This is a genomic window from Promicromonospora panici (genome assembly GCF_900608595.1).
GTDB lineage: Bacteria > Actinomycetota > Actinomycetes > Actinomycetales > Cellulomonadaceae > Promicromonospora > Promicromonospora panici.
The window spans coordinates 106,708-132,469 of the sequence record NZ_UWYY01000017.1 but is presented as its reverse complement, the minus strand read 5'-3'; the positions used below and the strand labels follow the sequence as shown (position 1 = coordinate 132,469).

General features: G+C 70.9%; 25 protein-coding genes. 4 read left to right on the top strand and 21 right to left on the bottom strand.

What is annotated here, in order from left to right; translation table 11 throughout:
* Nucleotides 1–63: 63 nt before the first annotated feature.
* The 4 genes from EW117_RS20295 to EW117_RS20280 all read right to left on the bottom strand — a co-directional run bounded on the left by EW117_RS20295 (nucleotide 64) and on the right by EW117_RS20280 (nucleotide 8,351).
* Nucleotides 64–2,997, bottom strand: a complete 2,934-nt coding sequence (locus tag EW117_RS20295; RefSeq protein ID WP_165362791.1) for a choice-of-anchor G family protein — start codon at nucleotides 2,995–2,997, stop codon at nucleotides 64–66.
* Nucleotides 2,998–3,400: 403 nt separating this feature from the next.
* Nucleotides 3,401–5,755 (bottom strand): helix-turn-helix transcriptional regulator, encoded by a 2,355-nt coding sequence (locus EW117_RS20290; protein ID WP_129788510.1) that lies wholly within the window; start codon nucleotides 5,753–5,755, stop codon nucleotides 3,401–3,403.
* A 281-nt stretch (nucleotides 5,756–6,036) separates the two neighbouring features.
* On the bottom strand, nucleotides 6,037–6,501 hold the full coding sequence (locus EW117_RS20285) for a hemerythrin domain-containing protein (protein ID WP_129788509.1): 465 nt from the start codon (nucleotides 6,499–6,501) through the stop codon (nucleotides 6,037–6,039).
* Between the two features lie 83 nt (nucleotides 6,502–6,584).
* Nucleotides 6,585–8,351, bottom strand: a complete 1,767-nt coding sequence (locus tag EW117_RS20280; RefSeq protein WP_129788508.1) for a bifunctional ADP-dependent NAD(P)H-hydrate dehydratase/NAD(P)H-hydrate epimerase — start codon at nucleotides 8,349–8,351, stop codon at nucleotides 6,585–6,587.
* Between the two features lie 98 nt (nucleotides 8,352–8,449).
* Between EW117_RS20280 and EW117_RS20275 the strand changes: the two genes are divergently transcribed.
* The gene (locus EW117_RS20275) at nucleotides 8,450–9,499 is read left to right on the top strand and encodes a TIGR03560 family F420-dependent LLM class oxidoreductase (protein WP_129788507.1); all 1,050 of its coding nucleotides are present in this window, start codon (nucleotides 8,450–8,452) and stop codon (nucleotides 9,497–9,499) included.
* Between the two features lie 132 nt (nucleotides 9,500–9,631).
* Here the strand turns inward: EW117_RS20275 and EW117_RS20270 are convergent, their stop codons facing one another.
* The 4 genes from EW117_RS20270 to glmS all read right to left on the bottom strand — a co-directional run bounded on the left by EW117_RS20270 (nucleotide 9,632) and on the right by glmS (nucleotide 13,502).
* Nucleotides 9,632–9,982: a holo-ACP synthase gene (locus EW117_RS20270; protein WP_129788506.1), complete on the bottom strand. Its 351-nt coding sequence runs from the start codon at nucleotides 9,980–9,982 to the stop codon at nucleotides 9,632–9,634.
* Between the two features lie 298 nt (nucleotides 9,983–10,280).
* Complete coding sequence (locus EW117_RS20265; RefSeq protein WP_207211955.1) at nucleotides 10,281–11,108, bottom strand: alpha/beta fold hydrolase; 828 nt, start codon at nucleotides 11,106–11,108, stop codon at nucleotides 10,281–10,283.
* Between the two features lie 28 nt (nucleotides 11,109–11,136).
* The gene (locus EW117_RS20260) at nucleotides 11,137–11,526 is read right to left on the bottom strand and encodes a nucleoside triphosphate pyrophosphohydrolase family protein (protein WP_129788504.1); all 390 of its coding nucleotides are present in this window, start codon (nucleotides 11,524–11,526) and stop codon (nucleotides 11,137–11,139) included.
* Between the two features lie 74 nt (nucleotides 11,527–11,600).
* On the bottom strand, nucleotides 11,601–13,502 hold the full coding sequence (glmS, locus tag EW117_RS20255) for a glutamine--fructose-6-phosphate transaminase (isomerizing) (protein ID WP_129788503.1): 1,902 nt from the start codon (nucleotides 13,500–13,502) through the stop codon (nucleotides 11,601–11,603).
* Nucleotides 13,503–13,625: 123 nt separating this feature from the next.
* On the opposite strand from glmS, the gene coaA reads away from it, so the two are divergent.
* On the top strand, nucleotides 13,626–14,621 hold the full coding sequence (coaA, locus tag EW117_RS20250; protein ID WP_129788502.1) for a type I pantothenate kinase: 996 nt from the start codon (nucleotides 13,626–13,628) through the stop codon (nucleotides 14,619–14,621).
* A 36-nt stretch (nucleotides 14,622–14,657) separates the two neighbouring features.
* Here coaA and EW117_RS20245 read toward each other — a convergent pair whose 3' ends face one another.
* The 4 genes from EW117_RS20245 to rplM form a co-directional block, all read right to left on the bottom strand.
* Nucleotides 14,658–15,341, bottom strand: coding sequence for a DedA family protein (locus tag EW117_RS20245; protein ID WP_242504402.1), 684 nt, complete (start codon nucleotides 15,339–15,341; stop codon nucleotides 14,658–14,660).
* 227 nt (nucleotides 15,342–15,568) lie between these two features.
* Nucleotides 15,569–16,933, bottom strand: a complete 1,365-nt coding sequence (gene glmM, locus EW117_RS20240) for a phosphoglucosamine mutase (RefSeq protein WP_129788501.1) — start codon at nucleotides 16,931–16,933, stop codon at nucleotides 15,569–15,571.
* A 125-nt stretch (nucleotides 16,934–17,058) separates the two neighbouring features.
* On the bottom strand, nucleotides 17,059–17,544 hold the full coding sequence (rpsI, locus tag EW117_RS20235; RefSeq protein WP_129788500.1) for a 30S ribosomal protein S9: 486 nt from the start codon (nucleotides 17,542–17,544) through the stop codon (nucleotides 17,059–17,061).
* 43 nt (nucleotides 17,545–17,587) lie between these two features.
* A complete protein-coding gene (rplM, locus tag EW117_RS20230) occupies nucleotides 17,588–18,037 on the bottom strand; it encodes a 50S ribosomal protein L13 (RefSeq protein ID WP_129788499.1) in 450 nt (149 codons plus the stop codon).
* A 283-nt stretch (nucleotides 18,038–18,320) separates the two neighbouring features.
* On the opposite strand from rplM, the gene EW117_RS20225 reads away from it, so the two are divergent.
* A complete protein-coding gene (locus tag EW117_RS20225; protein WP_165362789.1) occupies nucleotides 18,321–18,746 on the top strand; it encodes a DUF5709 domain-containing protein in 426 nt (141 codons plus the stop codon).
* Nucleotides 18,747–18,865: 119 nt separating this feature from the next.
* Here EW117_RS20225 and EW117_RS20220 read toward each other — a convergent pair whose 3' ends face one another.
* On the bottom strand, nucleotides 18,866–19,774 hold the full coding sequence (locus tag EW117_RS20220) for a tRNA pseudouridine synthase A (RefSeq protein ID WP_165362788.1): 909 nt from the start codon (nucleotides 19,772–19,774) through the stop codon (nucleotides 18,866–18,868).
* 48 nt (nucleotides 19,775–19,822) lie between these two features.
* Here EW117_RS20220 and EW117_RS20215 point away from each other — a divergent pair, with 48 nt between their 5' ends.
* A complete protein-coding gene (locus tag EW117_RS20215; RefSeq protein WP_129788498.1) occupies nucleotides 19,823–20,581 on the top strand; it encodes an ROK family protein in 759 nt (252 codons plus the stop codon).
* A gap of 153 nt (nucleotides 20,582–20,734) precedes the next feature.
* Here the strand turns inward: EW117_RS20215 and rplQ are convergent, their stop codons facing one another.
* The 8 genes from rplQ to map form a co-directional block, all read right to left on the bottom strand.
* Nucleotides 20,735–21,304: a 50S ribosomal protein L17 gene (gene rplQ / locus EW117_RS20210; RefSeq protein WP_129788497.1), complete on the bottom strand. Its 570-nt coding sequence runs from the start codon at nucleotides 21,302–21,304 to the stop codon at nucleotides 20,735–20,737.
* A gap of 55 nt (nucleotides 21,305–21,359) precedes the next feature.
* On the bottom strand, nucleotides 21,360–22,376 hold the full coding sequence (locus EW117_RS20205; protein WP_129788496.1) for a DNA-directed RNA polymerase subunit alpha: 1,017 nt from the start codon (nucleotides 22,374–22,376) through the stop codon (nucleotides 21,360–21,362).
* 185 nt (nucleotides 22,377–22,561) lie between these two features.
* Entirely contained in the window at nucleotides 22,562–22,966 is a 405-nt protein-coding gene (gene rpsK, locus EW117_RS20200; RefSeq protein ID WP_020016139.1) for a 30S ribosomal protein S11, read from the bottom strand.
* A 75-nt stretch (nucleotides 22,967–23,041) separates the two neighbouring features.
* Nucleotides 23,042–23,416 (bottom strand): 30S ribosomal protein S13, encoded by a 375-nt coding sequence (gene rpsM / locus EW117_RS20195; protein ID WP_129788495.1) that lies wholly within the window; start codon nucleotides 23,414–23,416, stop codon nucleotides 23,042–23,044.
* Nucleotides 23,417–23,599: 183 nt separating this feature from the next.
* Complete coding sequence (gene rpmJ, locus EW117_RS20190) at nucleotides 23,600–23,713, bottom strand: 50S ribosomal protein L36 (RefSeq protein ID WP_003956441.1); 114 nt, start codon at nucleotides 23,711–23,713, stop codon at nucleotides 23,600–23,602.
* Nucleotides 23,714–23,841: 128 nt separating this feature from the next.
* The gene (infA, locus tag EW117_RS20185) at nucleotides 23,842–24,063 is read right to left on the bottom strand and encodes a translation initiation factor IF-1 (RefSeq protein WP_020016137.1); all 222 of its coding nucleotides are present in this window, start codon (nucleotides 24,061–24,063) and stop codon (nucleotides 23,842–23,844) included.
* A 295-nt stretch (nucleotides 24,064–24,358) separates the two neighbouring features.
* Nucleotides 24,359–24,817 (bottom strand): hypothetical protein, encoded by a 459-nt coding sequence (locus tag EW117_RS20180; RefSeq protein WP_129788494.1) that lies wholly within the window; start codon nucleotides 24,815–24,817, stop codon nucleotides 24,359–24,361.
* Between the two features lie 55 nt (nucleotides 24,818–24,872).
* Entirely contained in the window at nucleotides 24,873–25,760 is an 888-nt protein-coding gene (gene map / locus EW117_RS20175; RefSeq protein WP_129788493.1) for a type I methionyl aminopeptidase, read from the bottom strand.
* Nucleotides 25,761–25,762 lie beyond the last annotated feature (2 nt).

Genomic DNA, 25,762 nt, shown 5'->3' with positions numbered 1-25,762 from the left:
ACGTCGCACCGGGCCGGTCTTACTGCGTCAGACACTTGCTTCCTGCGTCAGAGACTCAGCTCATCAGACGGCAGGCTTGTCGTCCGAGAACCGGCCCATCGCGGTAGCGAAGGCCGCACTGATCTCGCGACGACGCTTGATCATGACCGCACCGGCGCCGAGCAGCAGCACCGTGGCGGCGATCAGAGCCGTCACGTTCGCACCCGTGTTGGCGAGCGGACCGCCGTCGCCGTCACCGGCACCCGCACCGGCGTCACCGTCACCGTCGCCACCACCGCTGAGCGAGGGCGCGACGACGTCGAAGGTGGCCATGGCCGAGTCGCCCGCGACCGTGCTGACGGCGATGCCCTGGTGGCGACCGACGTCGATACGCTCGTCGACCGTGAAGGTCCACTGGACGTTGCCGTCCGCGTCGGCCTCCTGCTCGGGCAGTGCGAAGGCGGTCGAGTTGATGACCGCGACGACGGGCTCGCCGGCGTCGAAGCCCGAGGCGTAGAAGGTCTGCTCCCCGCCCTGCTCGACGGACGGCTTCTCGAAGCGCGCCGTCAGGTCGCGCTCGCCACCAGCGAAGCTCTCGGTGACGACGATGGGCGTCTGCGCGCCCTCGCTGCCGTCGTCCGGCTGCGCGTCCACGATGATGACGCCCGGCGGGGTGCCCTCGGGCACCGTGATCGGGGTCTCGAAGCCGCAGTCGTCGCCGACCGTCACGGTGACGGGGTCACCGATCTCGTTGCCCTCGGTGTCGAAGAGCTGCACGGTGACCGTCGCGCCGGCCGGGAAGCCGGTACCGGTGATCATGACCTCGTCGCCGGCCTCGACCGAGACCGGGTCGGCGGTGATGGCCGGGTCGGTGCACTCACCCGGGGGGTTGGTGCCCGGGTCGAGGATCTCGAGCGGTGCCTCGGCACCCTCGCTGCCGTCCTCGGGCTGGGCCTCGACGACGTGGTCGCCGGGCTCGGCGTCCTCCGGGACCGTCAGGTCCGTGATGAAGCCGCAGGCCTCGTCCGGGGTGACCGTGATCGGCTCGCCGACCGCGTTGCCCTCGGCGTCGCGCAGCTGAACGACGACCGGGACGCCGGCCGGGAAGCCCTGGCCCACGACCGAGACGGTGTCGCCCGGGTAGGCAGAGCCCGGCTCGACCGTCAGGGTCGGGTCCATGGCGCAGATGTCGGAACCGGCGACCACGGCCAGCGGAGCCTCGGCGGCCTCGCCTGTCGTGTCGTCGGTGCCAACGACCGTGTAGTCGCCCAGCTCGGCGTCGGCCGGAACCGGGACCGGAGTCGTGAACGAGCCGTCCGCGTCCGTCTCGACCTGGATGGCGTCACCCACGGGGTTGCCCTCGGGGTCCTCCAGCTGAACGGTGGCCGTCGAGTCCGGGGTGTAGCCCTCGCCCGTCGCGATGGTCGACTGACCGGGAGCGACCGACTCGGGGTTGACCGTCAGTGACGGGTCGATCTCGCCCGGGCCGCCATCGCCGTCCGGAGAGATGCGCACGGCGGCGTTGCCCAGGTTGACGCGAGCCACCTCGTTGTCCGGCAGCAGGGCGATGCTCAGCGCCGACAGATCGAGCGAGGTGACGACCTCGGCAGCCTCGGCCTCGGTGGAGGTCGGGGACACGGAGGTCTCGGTGACCTGGCGGTTGATCTGGATCGACAGGACCTTCGCCAGCACGTCGAAGACCGGCGAGAGCATCTCGCGGATCGGCGTGGTGATGGAGTCCGTCTTGAGGTCGTTGATCAGCAGCTCGAAGATGTTGTCACCCTCGTCGCTGATCAGCAGGTCGTACACCGGGGCCAGGATCGGCGCGAGCGCCGGACCGACCGTGTTGATGGTGTTGACCAGGACCGTGGCGACCGGCGCCATGGTGCCCGTGCTGTTGTCGACGGCCTCGGGGAAGTCGCCGTTCACGGCGTCCGCCAGCGGGAGCGACCACGACACGTCGAGGGTGCCCAGGGCGCCCTCCTCGTAGAAGGCGATGTTGACCGTGACGGAGTTCAGCGAGTCCTCGATCGCACCGATGAGGATGCGGGTGACTTCCTGCATCAGCTCGTGCACGGTCTCCGCGATCAGCGGGTAGGTCGTGTCGTCGATGAGCTCGTAGTTCGGGGGCAGCTCGTTGAGGCCGCCCTCGGTCTCGTCGGGGTTGTCCACCAGCTTGTCGAGGTGGATCTGCAGCTCACCGGTCGACAGGTCGATGGTGATGAGCTGGTTCGCCGAGGTGATCGGCTCGCCCACGACGGACTGGAACAGGTTCTCCTGCATGTTGCTGTCGACGGTGATCGAGGGCGTCGGAACACCCGGGACCGCGTCGAACAGACCGGTCAGCGCGCTGTCGTCGAGGTTCTCGTTGACGAGGTCCTCGACGGCTCCGTCGATGGTGCCGCCGATGTCGTAGATCGACGAGGCAGCGTTCTCGATGACCGGGGAGTGCATGGACAGGTCCAGGTCGGCAACACGGTACTGGCCGAAGCCACCCACGCCGTCCTGGTCCAGGATCACGCCGTCCTCGGCCTTGGCCTCGGCCGCGGCGGCACCTGCCTCGAGCAGGAGCTGGTCGACGATCTGGTCGGTGAGGCCGTCGACGCCCAGCAGGCGCGCGGCGGACAGGACGTCCACGGTCGCCTTGCCGAAGTCCTCGGTCTCGCCGTCCAGGGTCACGCCGCCGTCCGCGCCGAGCAGGCCGGAGACCGCGTACGCGTCGACCGGGGACGACGCCTCGCTCTTGCTGGCCAGCGCACCGAGCTGACCGAAGTCCATGATCTGGTCGAGGGGTACCTCGACGTCACCGATCCGGACGAGCTCCGAGCCGAGCAGCTCGACATTGAGGTTGCCCTCGTTCGGCCCGGGGTTCGACTCCGAGTCTGCGTCCGAGTAGGCAGCTGCGAGCAGCGCCTCCTGGAAGAGCGTCGAGTCGAGGACGCTCGCAGCAGCGGCCTCCGACGGCTCGTCCTGGTAGTTGTCCACTGCGACCGCCGGCAGTCCGGTGGTCGTGACCACCACTGCTGCTGCCGCGGCCGTCGCCAGGGACCGGCGCCACGGGACGCTTCCCCTCCGGCGTCGGGACGGTACTTGCGTTCGGTTCAAGAGAACTCACTCCTCCATATTCACGCTTCAAAAAAACGTCCGGATCGGTACGTGATCACGTCCGGATCGGTTGGGGGCGGTGGCGTAGAACACACCGGTGCCCGGGCTTCAGCGAACAGTGGTTCACAGGGACCTGCCAGGCAGAGCGGTAATCGTGCGCTGACGCAACGGAACGCAAGTTGCCGTGCGTTCGAGGCGCTCAGGTGCGTGTTAAAGCCATCCGCACGCACATTGGCGGGGAGAAGTGAAGGTCGTCCGAAATGCCGGTTGAAAAAGACCCGCAATTTCGGGTGAAAAACCTGCGTTCCGGCAGCGGTCAGCCGCGGACGAGCCAGGCCGGCGGACGGGTCTCGGCGAGCCGGACCAGGTCCCTCCGGTCCCGGATGCCGAGCGTCGCGTACGCCCGGCGCAACCGGTTCACGACCGTCCGCTCGGACACGAAAGTCGCCTGGGCGATCTGCGAGTTCGTCGCGCCGTGCACTGCGAGCCGGACCATCTCCCGCTCGTGGCCGCCGAGCACCTCCCACTCGGGGTCGGCACCTCCGCTCGCGTCCGCCTCCGCGAGGAACGCGTCGATGCCGCGCAGCCATCCGGCCATCCCTGCCAGGCGCACCAGCGTCCGGGCCTCGTCGAGCATCGCCCTGCCCGTCGCGCGCCCGCCGCGCGCCACGGCGTACCGGCCGTAGGCGACCAGCATGCGCACGCGCTGCCACGGCGACATCGGGGCCTGCGGCGCGTGCAGCGCCGCCTCGAAGGTGGCCGACGGCGTGCCTTCGTCCGCCAGGAGCGCCCGGAGCCGGGAGTAGGCCGCCGCGACGTCCGGGGCCGCCCGCTCCTCCGGCGCGACCGCCGGTTCGAGCAGCCGCTGGGCCCGCGGGCCGACCTTGTCGGCCGGCGCCGAGGCCAGGACGGCCTCCACGAGGTCGCACCGCACCTGCACCCGACCGCGATACGGCCACGCGCAGTGCTCGAGCGCGATGGTCAGCAGCGCCACCGCCCCTTCCGCCTGGCCGACCACGAGGTGCGCGGCGCCGAGGTCGGCGGCGTACTCGCCGAGCACCCGCGCCGACCAGCTGCCCGCCTGCGCCGGCATGGTGCTCGCGGGGACGGTCCCGTCGACGACGGCGTCCGCCGAGGCCCGCATGCCGCGTGCCGGCAGCCACTCGTCGACCGAGGGGCGCAGCTCCGCCGCGTGCGCGAGATGCGCCCGGACGTCGACGGCCCGCCCGTCGAACGCGGCGACCCGGGCGGCGGCGAGGTCGCGCGCCACGATCTCCGCCACGGTGCGGTCCGACGTCGCGCCCGAGTGGTCGGCGAGGAGCCCGCGCGCGCCGACCACGTCGCCCAGCATCAGCAGCGCACGCACCTGGATGTCGACGCCTACCCAGTCCTGGCCGGGCGTCGGCCCGAGCAGGCGGAGATCGGCCCGGAGCGCGCCGGAGTGGAGCAGGTCGCCGGAGTCCTCCAGGCGCAGCAGCATCTCCGCGACCCGTGCACCTGCTGCGCGCGCCTCCGCACCGACATGTACCGGGTCCCGCCACCACAGGTGGTCGGTCCACTCCAGGCCGACCCCGTCCGGCACGAGCGGGCCGTCCGCGTGGTCCACCCAGGCGCGACCGGTCATCAGCGACACCCCGACGGCGCGCGCGGCGAGGCGCGGGTCGGGCGTCGCAGCCACCACCGACCAGGCGCGCGCCGGCAGCTCGTCCAGGTGCAGCCCGTCCAGGATGCCCGCCGCTGGACCGGCGCCGGCCGTCTCGACGTCCACGAGCGGGACCTCGCGGCCGTCCGCCGGCCCGTCGGCCGCTCGCGCCTCACGGCACAGCAGGGCCAGCAGCGGATGCCGCACGGCCGTGCGGCCGTCACGGCGGTCCGGGCCGTGCCTGCCCAGCGGACCGGGTCCGCCCAGCGGCGCCGTCGCGAGCGCGGTCATCGTCGCCGGGTCGAGCCCCGCGAGCATCGCGCGGTAGGCGCGCCGGGCAGCCGATCCGACGGTGTCGGGTCCCGCCCAGGAGGCGTCCCCGCGCAGCTCGGCGGTGCTCAGCGTGCCCGCGAGCTCGAGCGCGAGGCGAGGGTTGCCGGCGCTCCACCAGCGCAGGTGCTCGACGACGTCGGCGGCCACCGGGACGCTCAGCTCCGTGTCGAGCACGTGGCGCAGCGAGATCCGGTCGAGCGGGCCGAGCTCGAGCACCTCGACGTCGTCGGAGAGCGGTTCGACGGCGATGCTCCGCACGGCGGCGATCACCCGCCAGTCCTGCCCGTAGGCCTCGTCCGCCAGGCGCTGGAGCCAGCGCGCCCGCTCGGCGGTGAGCACCCCGACGTCGTCGACGAAGAGGACGCGCGGCCCGGAGGCGCCGTCGCCGGCCCACGCCGAGACGGCGCGCAGGAACCCCGCGGCGTCGAAGTCGGCGTCGTGCTCCAGATGGTCCGGGACCGACCAGGCCGACAGGTCGATGCGCCGGCCGTGGTCCAGGTCGTGGGCGGACGGCCGTGGCGAGCACGGCCGGACCACCCGTACCGCGGACTTGCCGGCTCCGACCTGCTTCAGCGCATGGAGCACCGTCGCGGTCTTCCCGATCCCGGTCAACCCGCGCACGACCAGGACCGTCGGGTCCAGATCGGTCGCGAAGTGCCCGATGACCCGCAGCTCTCGATCACGCCCGTGGACCACGCGGTCCCTCCCCCTGCTGCCCGCCTGGCTCGTCCATACCCCCGGAACTACCGAAGGAACGGCCACGGAAGGCCCGTAACTTGATGGCACGCAAACCCCAGTTCGCCACTTACATGAACATTGATCAGTAGCGCTTCAGGAGTCTATGGCAGGAGATAAATCGTGCAGATTGAGACTGTGGTACGGGAAAATACCGCCGCAGCCTGCGCATCTCGGGCAGCAATGAGAATGTGCGACATGCCCCAAATTACCTCGTAATGCCCATTTCATGCGGTACTGGGTCAGGCCAGCGGACCGAGCATCTTCTGCCTGTCGGCCGCGGGATGGTCCGCAGCGTCGAGCACCTCGACGAGCTTCTTCTCCTCGAACCGGAAATGCGTCTCCATGACGGCCTCGATGCCGTCGAGGTGCCGCAGCAGCTCACCCTGTTCCGCACCCGACCGAGCGGCGCGCTCCAGCCCGCCCAGCAGGTGGTCCAGCATGGAGTGGTCCCGCTTCAGGTCAGCGATCACCGGCGCGAGGTCCGGCTCGGCCGCGAGCACGACGTCGAACAGGGTGGCGTCCTCGCTGCGGTGGTGGCCGGTCAGCGCCGCGCAGAAGCCGACGCAGTAGAGCTGCAGGTCCCGCGCCGCCGTCGGCCCGGAACCGCCTGCCTCGACCGCCGACCGGGCCAGCCCGAGGGCATCCCGCAGCCGCTTGTGGACCTCACGGAGCTCCCGGCCCCAGGCAACGACACGTTGGCTCATCGTGATCACCCTAGTGTGCGCCGGCCCGGCCCGCGTCGGGGACGCCGTCGGACGCGTCCGAGCCGGCCGCGGGGCCGACGGCGTCAGGCGCGCAGGAGCTCGGCGACCACTGCGGGCACCGCCTGCGCGATCTCGAGCGCGGCGACCGGACCGCCCGCCGACGCCCGAGCCGCGGCGCGGCCGTGCACCAGCACTGCGGCCGCCGCGAGCCGGGCCGCGAGCGTCTCGTCCTCGACGACGTCGGCGGAGCGGCCGGCGAGCAGCGTCCCCAGGATGCCCGCGAGCACATCGCCCGAGCCGGCGGTGGCGGTCCAGGCCGGAGCGTCCGCCTGCGCGTAGGTGTCGCCCGGGCCCGCCACCACGGTGATCGCGCCCTTGAGCAGCACCGTGGCACCGGTCGCCTGGTGCGCCGTCCGCACCCAGTGCAGCGGCCGTGCTTCGACCGCCGATCGGTCGACGTCGTGCCCGAGTCCCTGCAGCAGCTCGGCCAGCTCACCGGCGTGCGGGGTCAGTACCGCCCAGGCCGGGAGCCGGTGCTCCAGCATCGTGAGCGCGCCCGCGTCGATGACGGCGGGCATCTTGCCGCCCGTCACGTCCTCGGACAACACCCCGGTCACCGCCGCGAGCGCCCCGAAGATCCGGCGGGCCTGGCCGTCGCCGTCCGGCTCGCGCTCGGGGTCCAGCGGGGGGACGCCGGGTCCCAGCACCCAGGACTGCACCCGTCCGCCCGCCACGACCACCTCGGGCCGGGCGAGGAGCACGCGCGTGCCGACCGCCTCGGGCCCCAGGTAGCGCACCATGCCCGAGCCGGCCAGCACGGCGCCCGACGTCGCGAGGACCGCGGCGCCCGGGTAGGTGCCCGTCCCCGCGATCACGCCGACCACGCCCCGCGTGTACTTGTGGTCGCGGGCGCCGGGGGTGGGCCACAGGGCGGCCACGTCGGCGGGCTCCATCCGCAGCACGCGGCCTGACGCCGTGTCCGTGCCGCTCATGGCGTGCCGGCCCAGGGCGACGCGGCGCGCGGCCGCGGAGCGCTCGGCGTCCGAGACGACAGGGAAGCCGACGTCGATCAGCTCGACCTCTCCGGCGAGGTGCGCCGCCGGCGGCAGGATCAGGCCCGGCTTGAGCGCGCCGAAGGTCACCGTGCGGTCCGCGGGTAGCACGGGGCCGGGCGCCGCGCCGTCGTCCACGCCGATGCCGCTCGGGATGTCGACGGCGACCGTGTGCGGCCACCGCTCCCCGGCGGTCTCGCGGGCCTCGGCGAGCGTGCGCACGAGGCCGCCCGCAGGCGGGCGCAGGGCGCCGCGTGCGCCCACGCCCACGAGGCCGTCGAGCACGACGTCGGAGGCGAGGGCGGACCGCACCACGGACGGCACCCGGATCTCCGCGAGCGTCACCACCTGCCCGCCGGCGGCCCGGAAGGTGGCGAGGCCCTCCTCGTGCGCACGCGCGGACGCGAGGACGGCGGTCACCGTCATGCCGCGCCGCAGGAGGTGCGCGCCGGCGAACAGGGTGTCACCGCCGTTGTTGCCGGGCCCGACGAGCAGCAGGGCGCGCGCGCCACGCACGTCACCCCGGGCACCGGTACCGCGCGCTGTGCCGGCGCGGCGCGCCGGCCGGATCCGGGCGGTATCGGGGAGCCCGTCGGAGCCGAGGCTGCCGCGGAGCCGGACGCCGCTCGGGCGTACTGCCCGGCCGGGCGCCGTGCCGCCGTCGGCACGGCGGGCCGCGACGTCCCGGACCACAGCCTGGGCCAGCGCGTACGCAGCCCTGGCCATGAGCGGCTCACCGGCTGCGATCAGTGGCTCTTCGGCCTTTCGTACGTCGTCGGAACTCCACGCGTCTTTCACTGTCCTATAGTGCCGCTTCCCCCGCCGTCCGAGGTACCAATACTGGGCGATTTGGACCGGCCCTCCCGCCCGGAACCCTGTCGGCATAGGGTCGAGCCATGCGATTCGGACTCTTCATCCCGCAGGGCTGGCGCCTCGACCTGGTCGACATCGCGCCCGCCGACCAGTGGGCTTCCATGCTGTCCCTTGTGCACCGCGCAGAGAACCAGGCGGCAGGTGAGGCCGTCCCCGGTGGGGAGTTCGCCTGGACCTCCGCGTGGGTGTACGACCATTTCCACACCGTCCCGCAGGTCACCACCGAGGCCACGCACGAGGCGTGGACCCTGATGGCGGCGTTCGCGGCGGCCACCCAGCGCATCCGCCTGGGCCAGATGTGCACCTGCGTGGCGTACCGCAACCCGGCGCACCTGGCCAAGATCGCCTCGACCGTCGACACCGTCTCCGGCGGCCGCGTCGAGATGGGCATCGGCGCAGGCTGGTACGAGCACGAGTGGCGCGCCTACGGCCACGGTTTCCCGTCCGCCGGCGAGCGCCTGCGGGCGCTCGACGAGGGCGTGCAGATCATGGCGAACATGTGGCGCACCGGGTCGTCGGGCACGTTCGAGGGCAAGCGGTACCAGGTGGACGGCGCGCTCTGCTACCCGCAGCCGCTGCAGCAGCTTCCGGTGGGCGACGGCGGCGCCGAGGTGCCGTCCATCCCCTTGTGGATCGCCGGCGGCGGCGAGAAGAAGACGCTGCGCATCGCCGCGCAGCACGCCCAGTACACCAACTTCGACGGGTCGCCCGAGGGCTTCGTGCACAAGTCGGGTGTGCTGGAGGCGCACTGCAAGGACGTGGGCCGGGACTTCGGTGAGATCACCCGTTCGGCCGACTACAACGTGGTGATCGGCGAGACCGAGGCCGACGTCGCGGACCGCATGGCCTGGATCGAGGCGCACCTGCGCAAGTGGGCCCCCGAGAAGGCCGAGCAGGAGATCAACACCTGGCGGACCGGGCTCCTGGTCGGCACCCCCGAGCAGATCGTCGAGCGGCTGCAGGACATGCGCACCCGCGGCCTGGAGTACGCGATCACGTACTTCCAGGAGGCGGCCTACGACCAGACGGGCCTCGAGCTCTTCGAGAAGCAGGTCATCCCGGAGCTCCAGTAGCCCCTTGCGCCGAGGTAGAACCAGGGCGAGGTAGGACTGTGGCGAGGTAGGAGTGTGGCGAGGTAGGACTCTGGCGGCGCTGCGGCCCTACCTCGCCACACTCCTACCTCGCCCCAGTCCTACCTCGGCGGGTCAGCCTTCCGCGATCACCATGGCCGACGCGATGCCCGCGTCGTGCGAGATCGTGATGTGCCAGGTGCGCACGCCGAGCTCAGCCGCCCGGGCGGCGACGGTGCCGCTCGCGTCGATCCGAGGCGGGCCACCCACCGTGCGGTGCACTGTCACGTCGTGCCAGCGGAGGTTCCCCGGGGCGCCGAGCGACTTGGCGATGGCCTCCTTAGCCGCGAACCTGGCGGCCAGGGACGACGGCGGTAGGTCACGTTCGGCCTCGGTGAACAGCTTCTCGCGCAGGCGGGGCGTGCGGTGGAGCGTCTCCATGAACCGGTTCACGTCGACCACGTCGATGCCCGTCCCGATGATCATTCGCCCAGCCTAAGGTCGCCGCCGCCGGCCACCGATCCCCTACACCTCCGGCACGCTCCAGTCTTGCGCATCATGCCCGGTTTGCGGCATCCTGATCCAGTAATGCAGAGGTAAAGGTGGCGCCTGCATCGTACCGGCAGAGCGCCATCTTTCACGTGTAGGAGGCCGCCATGACCGAGGACGACGACAAGCTCCCCTTCCCCGTGATCATGGTCGTCGTGTTCGGCGTCGTGATCGCCGCGATCATCACGTTGCTGGTGTTCGTCGCCGTGTCGAACTGACCCCTCCGCCGTCGGGCTCAGGCCGAGCGGGCCTCCTCGACCCGGTCCAGCCACTCGCCCACCAGAGCCTCGAACAGACCTCGTTGCTCCAGGTCCAGCCCGTGTCCCGCCCGGTCCAGCACGGCGAAGGTCGCGCGCGGGTACTGCTCGACCAGCTCCCACGCGTCGCGGTAGCCGGTCACCGAGTCCTGGCGCCCGACGAGGATCAGCGCCGGCTTCTCGAACGACGCCGTCTCGACCGGGAAGGTTCCCCCGTAGCTCGCCTCGATCCGAGCGGTCACGACCGGATCGGCCGCGGCGAGCCCTGGATCCACGTCCTCGCGCATTCGGCGCCAGGACTCGTCGGTCTGCACCACGAGGATCTCCTCCGCCTCGAGGGTCTCGACCCCGACCCGCTCGGCGAGCGTCGGGTCCCGCACGAGCACCTGACGTTCCGGGAGCGTACGCAACTCGTGCCGCGCCTCGACCACTGTCACCACCGCGGCCATCCCCGCCACCCGTTCCGGATCTGCGGCAACCAGCCCCCGCGCCAGATACCCGCCGTACGACTGCCCGACGACGGCGTACGGCCCCTCGGGCACCAGCGCCTCGACCGTCCCCAGCAGGATCCGGAAGACGTCGTCCGTGCTCGCGATGTCGGGCGCCGTCGTGCGGCCCATGCCCGGTAGGTCGACGTAGAGGCGACGCCAGTCCGGCCGGTCAGCGAACACCGGCTCGAACGCGCCGACCATGATCCGGTGGTCCACCGGAAACCCGTGCACCAGCAGTGCCGTCATCACCCCGGGCCCGGCCGCCCCGTGCTCCACGTAGTGCACCTGAACACCGTCGACCTCCACGTACGCCACGTACGCCCCCCTCTCGTCCGCCCACAGGCTAGACGGGGTCACTGACATCCCCGTCCGCCTCCAGGACACCGTCCCGGACGCCCGCGGTGTCCTCCGGCCGGACCAGATGCCGCCAGCGGAACCACTTGCGCTCCAGCTCCCCCGGCAGGTCGACGTCGAACCGCCGGGCGACCAGCAGCAGCTGCGCCAGGGCGTCGGCCACCTCGCCGCAGAACGCCTCGCGCGTCTCGTCGTCGGTCAGGCCCCTGTCCCGCGAGCGGCCGGACAGATTCAGGAACGCCTGGGTGAGCTCGCCGATCTCCTCGTGCAGCTTCAGCATGAGCCAGTCGTCGGTCCGCTCGACGCCGTGCACGCGCGCGTACACACGGCTGATGATCTCGACCTCGTCGGACAGGTCGGAAAGGTCGTTGAGGTCCACGACGCCGAGCGTGCCACAGTGGGTGCGCCCACCGGGCCCAGCGCCGCAGACCCCGGCGCCGGGACCTGGCCCGGCTACTCCACCGTCACGGACTTGGCGAGGTTGCGCGGCTGGTCCACGTCCAGGCCCTTCGCGGTCGCGAGCGCCATCGCGAAGATCTGCAGCGGCACCACCGCCAGCAGCGGCTGGAGCAGCGTGGGTGCCTGCGGGATCCAGAAGATCTCGTCGGCGTAGGGCCGCACCGCGTCGTCGCCGTCCTCGGCGATCACCAGGGTGCGCGCGCCGCGCGCCCGGATCTCCTGGATGTTGGAGACGACCTTGGAGTGGAGGGAGTCGCGCCCGCGTGGCGACGGCACGACGACGAAGACCGGCTGGCCCTCGTCGATCAGGGCGATCGGTCCGTGCTTGAGCTCGCCGGCCGCGAAGCCCTCCGCGTGGATGTACGCGAGCTCCTTGAGCTTGAGGGCACCCTCCAGCGCCACCGGGAACCCGACGTGCCGCCCCAGGAACAGCACCTTGTCGGACTTCTCCATGGACCGGGCCGTCGCGCGCACGTACTCGCCGCGCTCGATGACCGTCTGAATCTTGCGCGGCATGTCACGCAGCTCGTCGAGCAGGACGGCGATCTCGTCGGGGAACTTGTTGCCGCGCAGCTGCGCCAGGTACAGGCCCAGCACGTACGCGGCGGTGATCTGCGCGAGGAACGCCTTGGTGGAGGCGACGGCGATCTCGGGGCCGGCGTGCGTGTACAAAACGGCGTCGGACTCGCGCGGGATCGTCGAACCGTGGGTGTTGACGATGGAGACCACCTTGGCGCCCTGCTCACGCGCGTGCCGCACGGCCATCAGGGTGTCCATGGTCTCGCCGGACTGCGTCACGGCGACGACCAGGGTGCGCTCGTCGACGATCGGGTCGCGGTAGCGGAACTCGTGCGCCAGCTCGACCTCGACGGGGATGCGGCACCAGTGCTCGATCGCGTACTTGGCCACGTGCCCGGAGTAGGCGGCCGTGCCGCAGGCGACGACGATGATCTTGTTCACGGCGCGCAGCACCGCCTCGTCGATGCGCAGGTCGTCCAGCACCAGTGCGCCCGAGGCGTCGGTGCGACCGAGCAGCGTGTCGGCGACGGCCTGCGGCTGGTCGTGGATCTCCTTGTCCATGAAGGACGCGAAGCCGCCCTTCTCGGCGGCGGCCGCGTCCCAGTCCACGGTGTAGCGCTTGGCCTCGGCGGGCTTGCCGTCGAAGTCCGTGACGGTGACGGACGTCGGCGTGATGGTCACCACCTGGTCCTGGCCCAGCTCGAGCGCCTCCTTGGTGTGTGCGATGAATGCCGCGACGTCGGAGCCGAGGAAGTTCTCGCCCTCGCCGAGGCCCACCACGAGCGGGGAGTCGTGGCGGGCGCCCACCACGGTCTCCGGTGCGTCCGCGTGCACGGCGAGCAGCGTGAACGTGCCGTGCAGACGGCCGGCGGCGGCCGTCATGGCCTCCGTCAGGTTCCCCGTCTCGCGGTACGCCTTGGCCACGAGCTGGGCGGCCACCTCGGTGTCGGTCTCGGAGCGGAACGTCACGCCGTCGGCCAGGAGCTCGGCCTTGAGCTGCGCGAAGTTCTCCACGATCCCGTTGTGGATGACGGCGAGCCGGTCGCCGTCGGCCAGGTGCGGGTGGGCGTTGGCGTCGGTGGGGCCACCGTGCGTGGCCCAGCGGGTGTGGCCGATCGCCGCGGTGGCGGCGGGCAGCGGGTTCTGCTCCAGTGCCTCGATCAGGTTGGCGAGCTTGCCCGACTTCTTGGCCCAGGCGACGCCGTCCAGCCCTGGCGCGACGAGCGCGACCCCGGCCGAGTCGTACCCGCGGTACTCCAGCCGTCGCAGGCCCTCGATGGTGACGTCGAGGGGCGTGCCCGACGGCGCGGCGGCGCCCGAGGCGTCACCGTCCGCCGTAGTCGCTGCAGTTCCCGTGTAACCCACAATCCCACACATGCGGGCGAGTCTAACGACGGTTCGGGTGCGCCCCGCATGACCGGGCTCACAGGACCGCTGTGCCGCCCGCCACGGGCGGCCCGCCCACGGCCGATAGCGATCCACCCCGCCAGGTGGGGCACAATGCTGCAGGTGGTTTCACAGTTTCCGACGACGGACCTCGGCGAGCACCTGCTCGCCCTCGCCCCGTCCTCGCCCTATGTGGATCTCGACCGCGCGGCCTGGAGCCGCCTGTCGGCGTCCACACCGCTGCCGCTGACCGACGAGGACGTCGAGCGCCTGCGCGGACTCGGTGACCCGATCGACCTGGCCGAGGTCGATGCGATCTACCGCCCCCTGTCGCGCCTGCTCAACCTGTACGTGCAGGCCACCGGCGGCCTGCACGACGCGACGTCCACCTTTCTGCACGAGGACCCGCCCCGCACCCCGTACGTCATCGGGGTGGCCGGCTCGGTGGCCGTCGGCAAGTCGACGACGGCGCGCGTCCTGCGTGAGATGCTCGCCCGCTGGCCCGAGACGCCGCGCGTCGAGCTGATCACCACCGACGGCTTCCTCTACCCCAACGCCGAGCTGGAACGGCGGGGCCTGATGGAGCGCAAGGGCTTCCCCGAGTCGTACGACCGGCGCGCCCTGATCCGGTTCCTGTCCCGCATCAAGGCGGGGCAGGCCGAGGTCCGCGCGCCCGTGTACTCGCACGTCATCTACGACATCGTGCCGAATCAGGAGATGGTGGTCCGCAAGCCCGACGTGCTCATCGTCGAGGGCCTGAACGTGCTGCAGCCGGCCCGGCCGTCCGCCGTCGACGAGTCCACGGTGGCGGTGAGCGACTTCTTCGACTTCTCGATCTACGTCGATGCCCGCACGCGGAACATCCGGCAGTGGTACGTGGACCGCTTCCTGGAGCTGCGCCGCACCGCGTTCACCAAGCCGGACTCCTACTTCCGGCGGTTCGCTTCGCTGTCCGACCAGGAGGCCACCGAGCGGGCCCTCAAGATCTGGGAGTCCATCAACGCGCCCAACCTCGAGCGGAACATCCTGCCCACGCGAGGCCGGGCGACGCTGGTGCTGACCAAGGGCTCGGACCACGCGGTCCAGCGGGTGCGCCTCCGCAAGCTCTGACGCCGCCCGGTCGTCGGACGCTCGGTCCTCCGACGCTCAGTCGTCCGACGGAGGGACGGTGACCTTCTTGTCGGACTCGTCGACCGGGGACTCGTCCTCGAGGTGCCGGTGCGAGAACCAGCCGACCACCTTGTCGACGACGAAGCCCATGGCCACGCCCAGCACCACACCGATCACGATCGCCAGCAGCGGCTCATGGCCGAGCCACTGCGCGGCGACCAGGCCGATCCCGGCGGAGTACAGCGCCCACATGACTGCCGCGATGGACGCGATGACCATGAACCGGCGGCGAGGGTAGCCGACGGCGCCCGCCGTCATGTTGACGGCCACGCGGCCGATCGGGATGTAGCGTGCCGCCAGGATGAACGAGGCTCCGCGGCGGGCCAGCGCGCGCTCCGCCCAGGCCACCGCCCGGCGTCCGCGCGGCGTCTGCAGGAACGGCACGCGGTCGGTGCCGATCATTCGCCCGATCTGGTACGCGATCTGGTCGCCCACCCAGGCGCCGGCCGCGGCTGCGACCAGCACCAGCCACATCCAGGGCGTGCCCGTGCTGTGCGCGGAGACCGCCAGGGTGATCACCACGGACTCGCTCGGCAGCGGCGGGAAGAAGCCGTCGATGGTCGCGAACGCGAACATCGCCGGGTAGATCCACGGTGAGGCGGCCATCGCGAGGATCCATGCCTCGGTGGCGCTCAGTACTGTGGAAATCAGATCGAGCACGGGACCTCGAAAGTCTCGGCCGGGAAGATGCCCTTCGACAAGCTCAGGGTGGCACCCGGGTGGCTGGGGACGGCACCTCGTAGTGCCTGCTGCCAGCCTACGCAAGGGGTGCCCCTGAAAGGCATCAGGGGTCCCCCTGGTAGAACCCCGCTTCCCAAGGATTCACGGGCCGTTCACGGCTGGCGCCGCGACCGCCCATGACCGCGAGGGCGCTCCACCGACAGTTGCTACAGCGCGAGCCGCTCCCGCACGACGGCGGCCAGGTCCTCGGCCACCTTGTCCGCCTCGTCCTGCGCCGGGGCTTCGACCATGACGCGGACCAGCGGCTCCGTGCCGGACTGGCGCAGCAGCACCCGGCCGGTGTCTCCGAGACGAGCCGTCGCGTCGGTCACGGCCGCCTGGACACCCTCGTCGGTACCCGCGCGGGACTTGTCCACGCCCCGCACGTTGACGAGGGTCTGCGGGAGCCGCTCGATCTCACCCGCAAGATCACCCAGTCGCTTGCCCGACGCCTTGACCCGCGCAGCGAGATGCAGCGCCGACAGGACGCCGTCGCCCGTCGTGGCGTGGTCGGCCAGGATGATGTGGCCGGACTGCTCACCACCCAGGCCGAAGCCCTTGGCGCGCATCTCCTCCAGCACGTACCGGTCGCCGACCGCGGTCTGCACGGTGGTGATCCCGCGCTCCCGCATGGCCAGGATCAGGCCGAGGTTGCTCATCACGGTGACCACGAGGGTGTCGCCGGGCAGGCGGCCCTCCTCCTTGAGCGCGGTGGCGAGGATCCCGAGGATCTGGTCCCCGTCCACGATTGCGCCGGTGTGGTCGACGGCGAGGCAGCGGTCGGCGTCGCCGTCGAACGCGACGCCGAAGTCCGCCTCGGACGCCACGACGACGGCCTGGAGCTGCTCCGGGTGCGTGGAGCCGCACTTCTCGTTGATGTTCCGGCCGTCCGGGCTGGCGTTCATCACGACGACGTCGGCGCCCGCGGCGCGCAGCGCCTCCGGACCCACCTCGCTCGCGGCGCCGTTGGCGCAGTCCAGGGCGATCCGCAGGCCCTCGAGAGGCCGGTGGTCAGGGGTGGTGCCGACGCTGTCGGTCAGGTGCCGCACGTAGCGCACGGCGGCCGCCTGGCCGTCCGTGCGGATGCGTCCGACGTCGGCGCCCGTGGGCCGCTCCCAGTCGTCGCCGAGCGTGGCCTGGATGGCGTCCTCGACGGCGTCGTCGAGCTTGAGCCCTCCGCGGGCGAAGAACTTGATGCCGTTGTCCGGCATCGGGTTGTGCGAGGCGGAGACCATGACGCCGAGGTCGGCCTCCAGCTCGGTCACCAGATAGGCCAGCGCGGGCGTGGGCAGCACGTTGAGCATCACCACGTCGACGCCCGCCGACGCGAGGCCCGCGGCGACGGCGCCCGCGAGGAACTCACCCGACGCCCGCGTGTCCCGGCCGACGACGGCCCGCGGACGCGGGCCCAGCAGCTCACCCTGCGCGGTCAGCACCCGCGCGGCCGCGGCGCCCAGCTCCAGCGCCAGCTCCGCCGTGATGTCCTTGTTGGCGAGACCCCGAACCCCGTCGGTGCCGAACAGCCTGCCCATACCGCTTCTCCTCAGATCGTTCGGATCCCCACCGTAGCGGCGTCCGATCCCCGGGCTGAAATGCGGATGACCCCGCTGAACAGTGTCGATACTGTTCGGCGGGGCCATCCGGCCGAGCGCTGAGATCAGCGCTTCGAGTACTGCGGAGCCTTACGGGCCTTCTTCAGACCGGCCTTCTTGCGCTCGACCTTGCGGTCGTCGCGGCGGAGGAAGCCGGCCTTCTTGAGCTCGGCGCGGTTGGCGTCCTCGTCAATGGCGTTCAGCGCACGGGCGATGCCCAGGCGCAGCGCGCCGGCCTGGCCCGACGTGCCACCACCCGTGATACGGGCGATGACGTCGAAGCGTCCCTCGACCTCGACCAGGTTCAGCGGGCTGTTGACCAGCTGCTGGTGCACCTTGTTCGGGAAGTACTCCTCGAGGGTGCGGCCGTTGATCTTCCAGGTGCCGGTGCCGGGGACGAGGCGCACGCGCGCCACTGCCTCCTTGCGGCGCCCGAGGGCCTGAGCCGGAGCGGTGATGGACGAACCGCGCGTTGCCGGCGCAGCAGTCTCGGTGGTGTAGTTGCTGGGCGTCTCTGCGCCCTGCTCGATGTCGACGGTGGTCTCGGCCACTGTGATGTCCTCGCGTCCTTCGCGTTGCGATCCGGCAGCGGCCTCAGGCCTGCTGCGAAACCTGGGTGATCTCGAACGGCTTGGCCTGCTGCGCCGTGTGCGGGTGCTCAGAGCCTGCGTAGACCTTCAGGTGGGTCATCTGCGTCCGACCGAGCGAGGTCTTGGGGATCATGCCGCGCACGGCCTTCTCGATGGCGCGCTCCGGCTTGGTGTCCAGGAACTCGCCGTACGGGGTGGCAGTGAGGCCGCCCGGGTAACCCGAGTGGCGGTAGGCCATCTTGGTCTCACGCTTGTTGCCGCTCAGCGCGACCTTGTCCGCGTTGATGATGATGACGAAGTCACCACCGTCGACGTGCGGGGCGAAAGTCGGCTTGTGCTTCCCGCGCAGCAATGTGGCGACCTGGCTTGCCAGGCGGCCCAGGACGACGTCGGTCGCGTCGATGACGTACCAGTCGCGCTGGACGTCGCCGGGCTTGGGGGTGTACGTACGCACGGTTCGTAACCTTTTCGTTTTCGGTGTCGTCGGGCGAGAAGCAGCGCCCGAAGAGTCAGGTCGTTGTGCGCGGGGGTCAGAGTGACGTCCGGGCCGTTCGTCGGCACGCGAGTGGGCTCGGTGTTGACGCAGGACGTCGTGACAAAGCACAACGACTCATTAGAGTACCTGGCGGCTTCCCCGGGGGTCAAAGCGAAGCGGGTCACCAGGGCGGATCGGCGACCATGATGTTGGACACGTCCGGCCTCTGGCGTCTGCGCCGAACTGGTGTCACGGTAGGAACATGACCGAGGAAACCCCAGCCACCATGCCAGGACCGGACGGGATCGCCGAAGGCGATACCGACCAGCTGTCGTCCGAGGACGCCCTGTACAGCCGGGGTACCAAGGACCTCCTCGACGAGGGCTACTCGCCGCCCGACCGCCCCCGCAAGAACCACTGGGGCGAGACCTCGTGGGAGGAGCGGCACGGCGAGCCGATGGACCAGCGACTCAATGAGGAGGAGCCGGACATCTGGCAGGCCGACCCGCTCGACCGCGCCGACACGTCGCGGGCCGGACGGCTCGTCTCCGACCCCGACGCCGACCCCGGCAGCTACGCCCGCGAGGACGGCAACCGCGAGAACGACCTGTACGGCATCGACGAGGGCATCGACGGCGCGGGAGCGAGCGCCGAGGAGGCCGCCGTCCACTGGGTAGAGGAGCCCTGACCCACCCCGCCGAGGTAGAACCGTGGCGAGGTAGAACCGTGGCGAGGAAGAACCGTGGCGAGGAAGAACCAGGGCGAGGTAGAACCGCAGGTTCGCTGCGGTTCTATCTCGCCACAGTTCTACCTCGCGGCGGTGGTGTCGTCCCAGACGTCCTCGTCCATGCGCTTCGCCCGGACGGCGTCCGCGCGAAGCGCGAGCTCGGCGTCCGGCGGGAACGTGATCTCCTCGAGGCACAGGCCCTCCGGCGGCACCACGAAGACGCCCGCGTCCCGGCGCCGGCTCGCCAGGAGCTCTGCGGGCCAGCTCGTCGGGCGGCGTCCCTCCCCCACGGCAATCGACGCGCCGACGAGGGCGCGCACCATGTTGTGACAGAACGCGTCCGCGACCACGTGCCCGACCGCGAGCCCGGCGTCGGGTCCGTCGACTGGCCGCTCCCAGGCGATCCGCTGCAGCTCACGGATGGTCGTCGCACCGGGGCGGGGCTTGCAGTACGAGGCGAAGTCGCGCACCCCGGTGAGCGGACGGACGGCGTCGTCCATCGCGGCGACGTCGAGCGGCTTGCGGGTCCACAGGACGTGCCGACGGCGCAGGGGGTCGCGCAGGCCGGGCGCGTCGGCGATCCGGTAGGTGTACCGGCGGCGCAACGCGGAGAAGCGCGCGTCGAAGCCCGCGGGCGCGGGCACGGCCGCGCGGACAACGACGTCGGCGGGCAGCACGCCTGACAGGCGGGAGACCAGCGCTTCCGCCGGGGTACGGCTGGACCGCCCGGGGCGCCCCGGCAGCGCGGCCCAGGCGCCCGCCTCGATGTCGACGTGCGCCACCTGGCCGCGTGCGTGGACGCCCGAGTCGGTCCGCCCGGCCACCGTGAACCGGGGCGTCGGCAGGCCGAGCTGCTCACTGCGCAAGACGCGCGCAAGGCCGGTCTCGAGGGCGCCCTCCACGGTGCGCAGGCCGGGCTGGCGCGCCCAGCCGGCGAAGTCCGTTCCGTCGTAGGCAAGGTCGAGACGGACCCTGATGAACTCGTTCACGCCAGCTATCCTCTCCGATTCGCGCGCCAGGGTTCGTACAGTGACTTCATGGCAGACACCCTTACGCTGGCTGTGGACTGCGGTGGCGGCGGGATCAAGGCCGCCGTCCTCGACAGCTCCGGCACCGCACACGCTTCCCCGGTCCGCGTGCCGACGCCGTACCCGCTCCCGCCTGAGCTGCTCGTCGACACGATCGCCAAGATCGCCACCGACCTGCCCGCGGCCTCACGGGTCACGGTCGGGCTCCCCGGCATGATCCGGAGCGGCGTCGTGGTGCACACGCCGCACTACATCACCCGTTCCGGACCGCGCTCGCGCGTGGTTCCCGCCCTCGCGGACGCGTGGCACAACTTCGACATGCGCGCGGCGGTCGCCGATGCCCTCGGCCTGCCGGCGCTCGTCCTGAACGACGCGGAGGTGCACGGCGCGGGAGTCGTCGCTGCGTCGGGCCTCGAGCTCGTGATCACGCTCGGGACCGGCCTGGGGACGGCGATGTTCCACGGCGGGCGCATCGCTCCCCACCTCGAGTGGTCGCACGCCCCCGTGCGGCGCAGCCTGACGTACGACCAGTACATCGGCGAGCCGGAACGGCGCCGGCTCGGCGACGGGCTGTGGTCCCGGCGGGTGGTGACCGTCGTCGACGGGCTGCGGCCCGTCTTCCACTGGGACCGGCTCTACATCGGCGGGGGCAACTCGCGCCGCATCACGCCGTCGGCCCTCGCTCGTCTGGGCGACGACGTCGTCATCGTCCCGAACTCCGCGGCCCTGGTGGGCGGCGCGCGAGCCTGGGACCTCCCGCCCTCCTGACCCACATTGGTTGTGAGCGTGATCTTTGCTGCTACGCGCCCGTTTTGGGCGCAACGATCACGCTCACAACCAAGGCGGCTTACGCACGACGGCGCCGGGCCGCACCCTCCGTGCGGAAGGTGCGGCCCGGCGTCGTGCAGGGGAGAAAGAGGCTCAGGCCTCCTTCTTCTCCTCGGTGCTCTCGTTTGCGGACGCCTCGGCGGCGTCCTCGGCCGGGGCGTCGGTGACGTCCTCGGCCGGGGCGTCGGTGACGTCCTCGACCGGGGCGTCCTCGACGACGGCGTCCTCGACGGGCGCCTCGGCCGCGGGGGCGGCCTTCTCGGCGGCCTTCGTGGCCTCCTTGACGACGGCCTGCTTGGGGCTCACGGGCTCGGTGATGAGCTCGATGACCGCCATCGGCGCGTTGTCGCCCTTGCGGGTGCCGATCTTGGTGATGCGCGTGTAGCCACCGTTGCGCTCGGCCATGGCCGGGGCGATCTCGGTGAAGAGCGTGTGTACCACGCCCTTGTCACGCACGACGGTGAGCACGCGGCGACGGGCGGACAGGTCGCCCTTCTTCGCGAACGTGATCAGACGCTCAGCCAGGGGACGCAGGCGCTTGGCCTTCGTCTCCGTGGTCGTGATGCGGCCGTGCTCGAAGAGGGAGGTCGACAGGTTCGCGAGAATCAGGCGCTCGTGAGCCGGGCTACCGCCGAGCCGCGGACCCTTGGTGGGGGTAGGCATTACTTGTCTCCTTGGAAGTGGTTCCGCGCGTCCGGCCTAGGCCGGACGCGGGACGTCAGTACGACTGCTCGTCGCCGCTGTAGGCCGCGGAGTCGCCACCCTCGAAGTACGAAGCGCCGGCCGGATCGAAGTCCAGCGGCGAGTCCTTGAGGCTGAGGCCGAGCTCGGCCAGCTTCTCCTTGACCTCGGTGATCGACTTGGCACCGAAGTTGCGGATGTCGAGCAGGTCCGCCTCGCTGCGAGCCACGAGCTCGCCCACCTGGTGGATGCCCTCGCGCTTGAGGCAGTTGTACGAACGGATGGTGAGGTTGAGCTCCTCGATCGGCAGCGCCAGGTCCGCGGCCAGCGCGGTGTCCGTCGGCGACGGGCCGATCTCGATGCCCTCGGCCTCGACGTTCAGCTCACGTGCCAGGCCGAACAGCTCGACCAGGGTCTTGCCAGCCGATGCGAGCGCGTCGCGAGGCGTGATCGCCTGCTTGGTCTCGACGTCGACGATGAGCTTGTCGAAGTCGGTGCGCTGCTCGACTCGGGTGGCCTCGACCTTGTACGTGACCTTGAGGACCGGCGAGTAGATCGAGTCAACCGGGATGCGCCCGATCTCCGCGTCGAACTGCTTGTTCTGCGCGGCGGACACGTACCCACGACCCCGCTCGACGGTCAGCTCGATCTCGAGCTTGCCCTTGTCGTTGAGGGTGGCGATGTGCAGGTCGGGGTTGTGGACCTCGACCCCCGCCGGCGGAACGATGTCCGCGGCGGTCACGATGCCGGCGCCCTGCTTGCGCAGGTACATCACGACGGGCTCGTCGTTCTCCGAGGAGACGACGAGGTTCTTGATGTTGAGGATGATCTCGGTGACGTCCTCCTTCACGCCCGACACGGTGCTGAACTCGTGCAGCACACCGTCGATACGGATGGACGTGACGGCCGCGCCCGGGATGGACGACAGCAGGGTGCGACGCATCGAGTTGCCGAGCGTGTAGCCGAAGCCAGGCTCGAGCGGCTCGATGGAGAAGCGGGAACGGCTCTCCGAGATGACCTCTTCGGTCAGCGTGGGGCGCTGTGCGATGAGCACTGTGGGTGTCCTTTCAGTGTGCGTCCGCTATATGACGCATCACGGCATGCGATCTCTCGCGGCCCGGGCGGATCTCTGTCACCGTCCGGGCGAAGGTGCCCACCGCAAGGGGTGGGCGGACGTCGCGGTCGCGGTGCGGTCCCACGGCCCGAAGGCAGTGCGGACGCACCGCGCCGCGACAAACATCAGACGCGGCGACGCTTCGGGGGGCGGCAGCCGTTGTGCGCCTGGGGCGTCACGTCCTGGATCGAGCCGACCTCGAGGCCGGTCGCCTGGAGCGAGCGGATGGCGGTCTCGCGACCGGAACCCGGGCCCTTCACGAAGACGTCGACCTTCTTGACGCCGTGCTCCTGCGCGCGGCGAGCGGCCGACTCGGCTGCCATCTGCGCGGCGTACGGGGTGGACTTGCGGGAGCCCTTGAAGCCGACGTGGCCTGCGGACGCCCACGACACCACGGCGCCGGACGGGTCGGTGATCGAGATGATCGTGTTGTTGAACGTGGACTTGATGTGCGCCTGGCCGAGCGGGACGTTCTTCTTGTCCTTGCGGCGCGGCTTGCGGCCGGCGGCGGCGCGAGTCTTGGGAGGCATGTGTTCTGAAATCTCCTGGTCTGATCGGACCGGGGCGGTCTCAGCTCGGTGAGCTGACCGCTCCACGGACTGCTATCAGCGGGCCTTCTTCTTGCCCGCGACGGTGCGCTTGGGACCCTTGCGGGTACGCGCGTTGGTCTTGGTGCGCTGACCACGCACCGGCAGGCCGCGACGGTGGCGCAGGCCCTGGTAGGTGCCGATCTCGACCTTGCGGCGGATGTCGGCCGCGACCTCACGGCGGAGGTCACCCTCGAGCTTGAAGTTGCCCTCGAGGTGGTCACGGAGCGCGACGAGCTCGGCGTCGCCGAGGTCCTTCACGCGGACGTCCGGGCTGATGCCCGTGGCGGCCAGGGTCTGCTTCGCGCGGGTACGACCCACACCGAAGATGTAAGTGAGCGCAACCTCAAGCCGCTTGTCGCGGGGGAGGTCGACGCCGATAAGACGTGCCATGTGCCTTCCGGCTCCTGTACTGCTCGTCGGAGGTCTGCCGCACCGCCATCCCGCGATTCACGCGGGCCCCGGCCTCCGGACCGAGGGTTCCCCTCTCCCGCACGGTTGCCCGCTGGGTGAGGTTCGAGGTGGTGCGCTGGTGGTGGCCTCAGCCACCGACCCGGGCGGATGCCCGGGGAGTGATCAGCCCTGGCGCTGCTTGTGGCGCAGGTTGTCGCAGATCACCATGACGCGACCGTGCCGGCGAATCACCTTGCACTTGTCGCAGATCTTCTTGACGCTCGGCTTGACCTTCATCGGATTTTTCCTCCGCGACGCACATCCGGTCTCCCGGGACGCACGCAGCAGTGTCGTGGGTGGTCGATCATGCGGCGACGTCACCTCCGGCCAGGCCGTGGACGACGTAGCCCCGGATCGGGGACTGACTACTTGTAGCGGTAGACGATCCGGCCGCGGGACAGGTCGTACGGGCTGAGCTCCACCACCACGCGGTCCTCAGGAAGGATCCGGATGTAGTGCTGACGCATCTTGCCCGAGATGTGCGCGAGAACCTTGTGACCGTTCGACAGCTCCACGCGGAACATCGCGTTCGGCAGAGCCTCGATCACGCTGCCCTCGATCTCGATGACACCGTCCTTCTTTGCCATATCCTCCGCTAACTCTCGTCGTGACTGCTTCCACGCCCACGGCATCGCAGGAGCCCTGCGAAGCCGACAGTCGGGTGTGGATGTCGTGTGCGTCCGTGTGCCGCCTACCTCGTGTGCCTCGGCCTGCGCCCCGCGTGCGCGGGGACCGGCAGGCGCCGATGGCACCCGTTGAAGAACTGGAGGCGTTGAACGGACTACACCCAGCGGTCTAGCCTACGTCACTTCGGAAAGCATTCAAAGCGCAGGCGGACGCCGGCATGCGCCGCAGGCCGTGAGTCTCGCCACGCGACGCCGTTCAGAGGTCGTACTCGACGCCGGGCAGGCCGATCATCGTGTGCGGCAGGCTGTTGACGAAGAAGAACAGCATCGGGAGCCACCCGAGCACGATACCCAGGCCGAGCGCGACGAGCACCGTGCTGCCGCGCGCCACCCAGAGCCACACCCCGAGCAGCCAGACCGCTATGCCGAGCAGCAGCACCGACTCCCACACGAGGAGCGACGTGCCGAAGCCGAGCACTATGCCGACCCAGACGAAAGGGCTCGGTGCGAGGCGACGGCACCAGACCGCGAGCCAGAGCCCGAACCGCTTGAGACCGCGCCCCACAGCGGCGAGGACCCGGATGTACCAGGGACCTCGCGCCGTTCCGGGCACGGCGTGCGCAGGCGTCGCATAGGTGGTGTCCCCGTGCGGCGCGGCTTCCCCACCGGACGGAGAGCCGGCGGTGCTGGGCGGGGTGTGCGCTTCGTCGGTCACAGGGCCGATCGTAGCCAACTGACTCCGAGTTAAATAGACCCCGGGTGAAAGTTTGTCAGTCGAGCGAGGCCGGCTCGATGCCGAAGACCCCGAGGCGCTCCGCTCCCCCGTCGACAGCGGTCAGGACGATGATCCCGTCCTCCATGACCGCCGTGGAGTGCTCCCAGTGCGCCGCGCGGGAACCGTCGCCGGTGACCACCGTCCAGTCGTCCGCCAGGACCTTGGTCTCGGCGCCGCCGCGCGTGATCATCGGCTCGATGGCCAGACACATCCCGGACCGGAGCCGCGGACCCGATCCCGACGTCCGGTAGTTGTGCACGTCCGGCGGCTGGTGCATGGCGCTGCCGATGCCGTGCCCGACGTACTCCTCGACGATGCCGTACTCGACGCCCTGGAACTGGCCCGCCATCTCGACGGCGGCCTCCACGGCCGCGCCCACGGCGTTCAGCCGCTTGGCGGAGGCCAGCGCCGCGATACCCGCCCACATGGCGGCCTCCGTGGTCCTGACCAGCCCGATGTCGGCGATGTCCGCGCCCGCGGCGACCAGGTCGCCGTCGGGCAGCTTGTGGTCCAGTGCACCCTCGGCTCCCAGGACGAACGAGATTGCCGAGTCGCCGTGCCAGCCCTCCACGATGGCGCCGCAGTCGATCGAGACGAGGTCTCCCGCGGCGAGCACCCGGCTGCCCGGGAGGCCGTGGATGACCTCGTCGTTGACCGACGTGCAGACGACCCCGGTGAAGCCGTGGTAGCCGAGGAACGACGGCGCCGCTCCGGCATCGTCGATCGCCTTTGCGGCGACCGCGTCCAGGTCCGCGGTGGTCAGGCCGGGCCGGGCCGCCGCGCGGACCGCGGCGAGCGTGTCCGCGACAACCAGACCGGCGCGCCGCATGAGGCGCACCTGGTCCGGTGTCTTGTACTCGACTCGCTCCCGCCCGAATACCACGC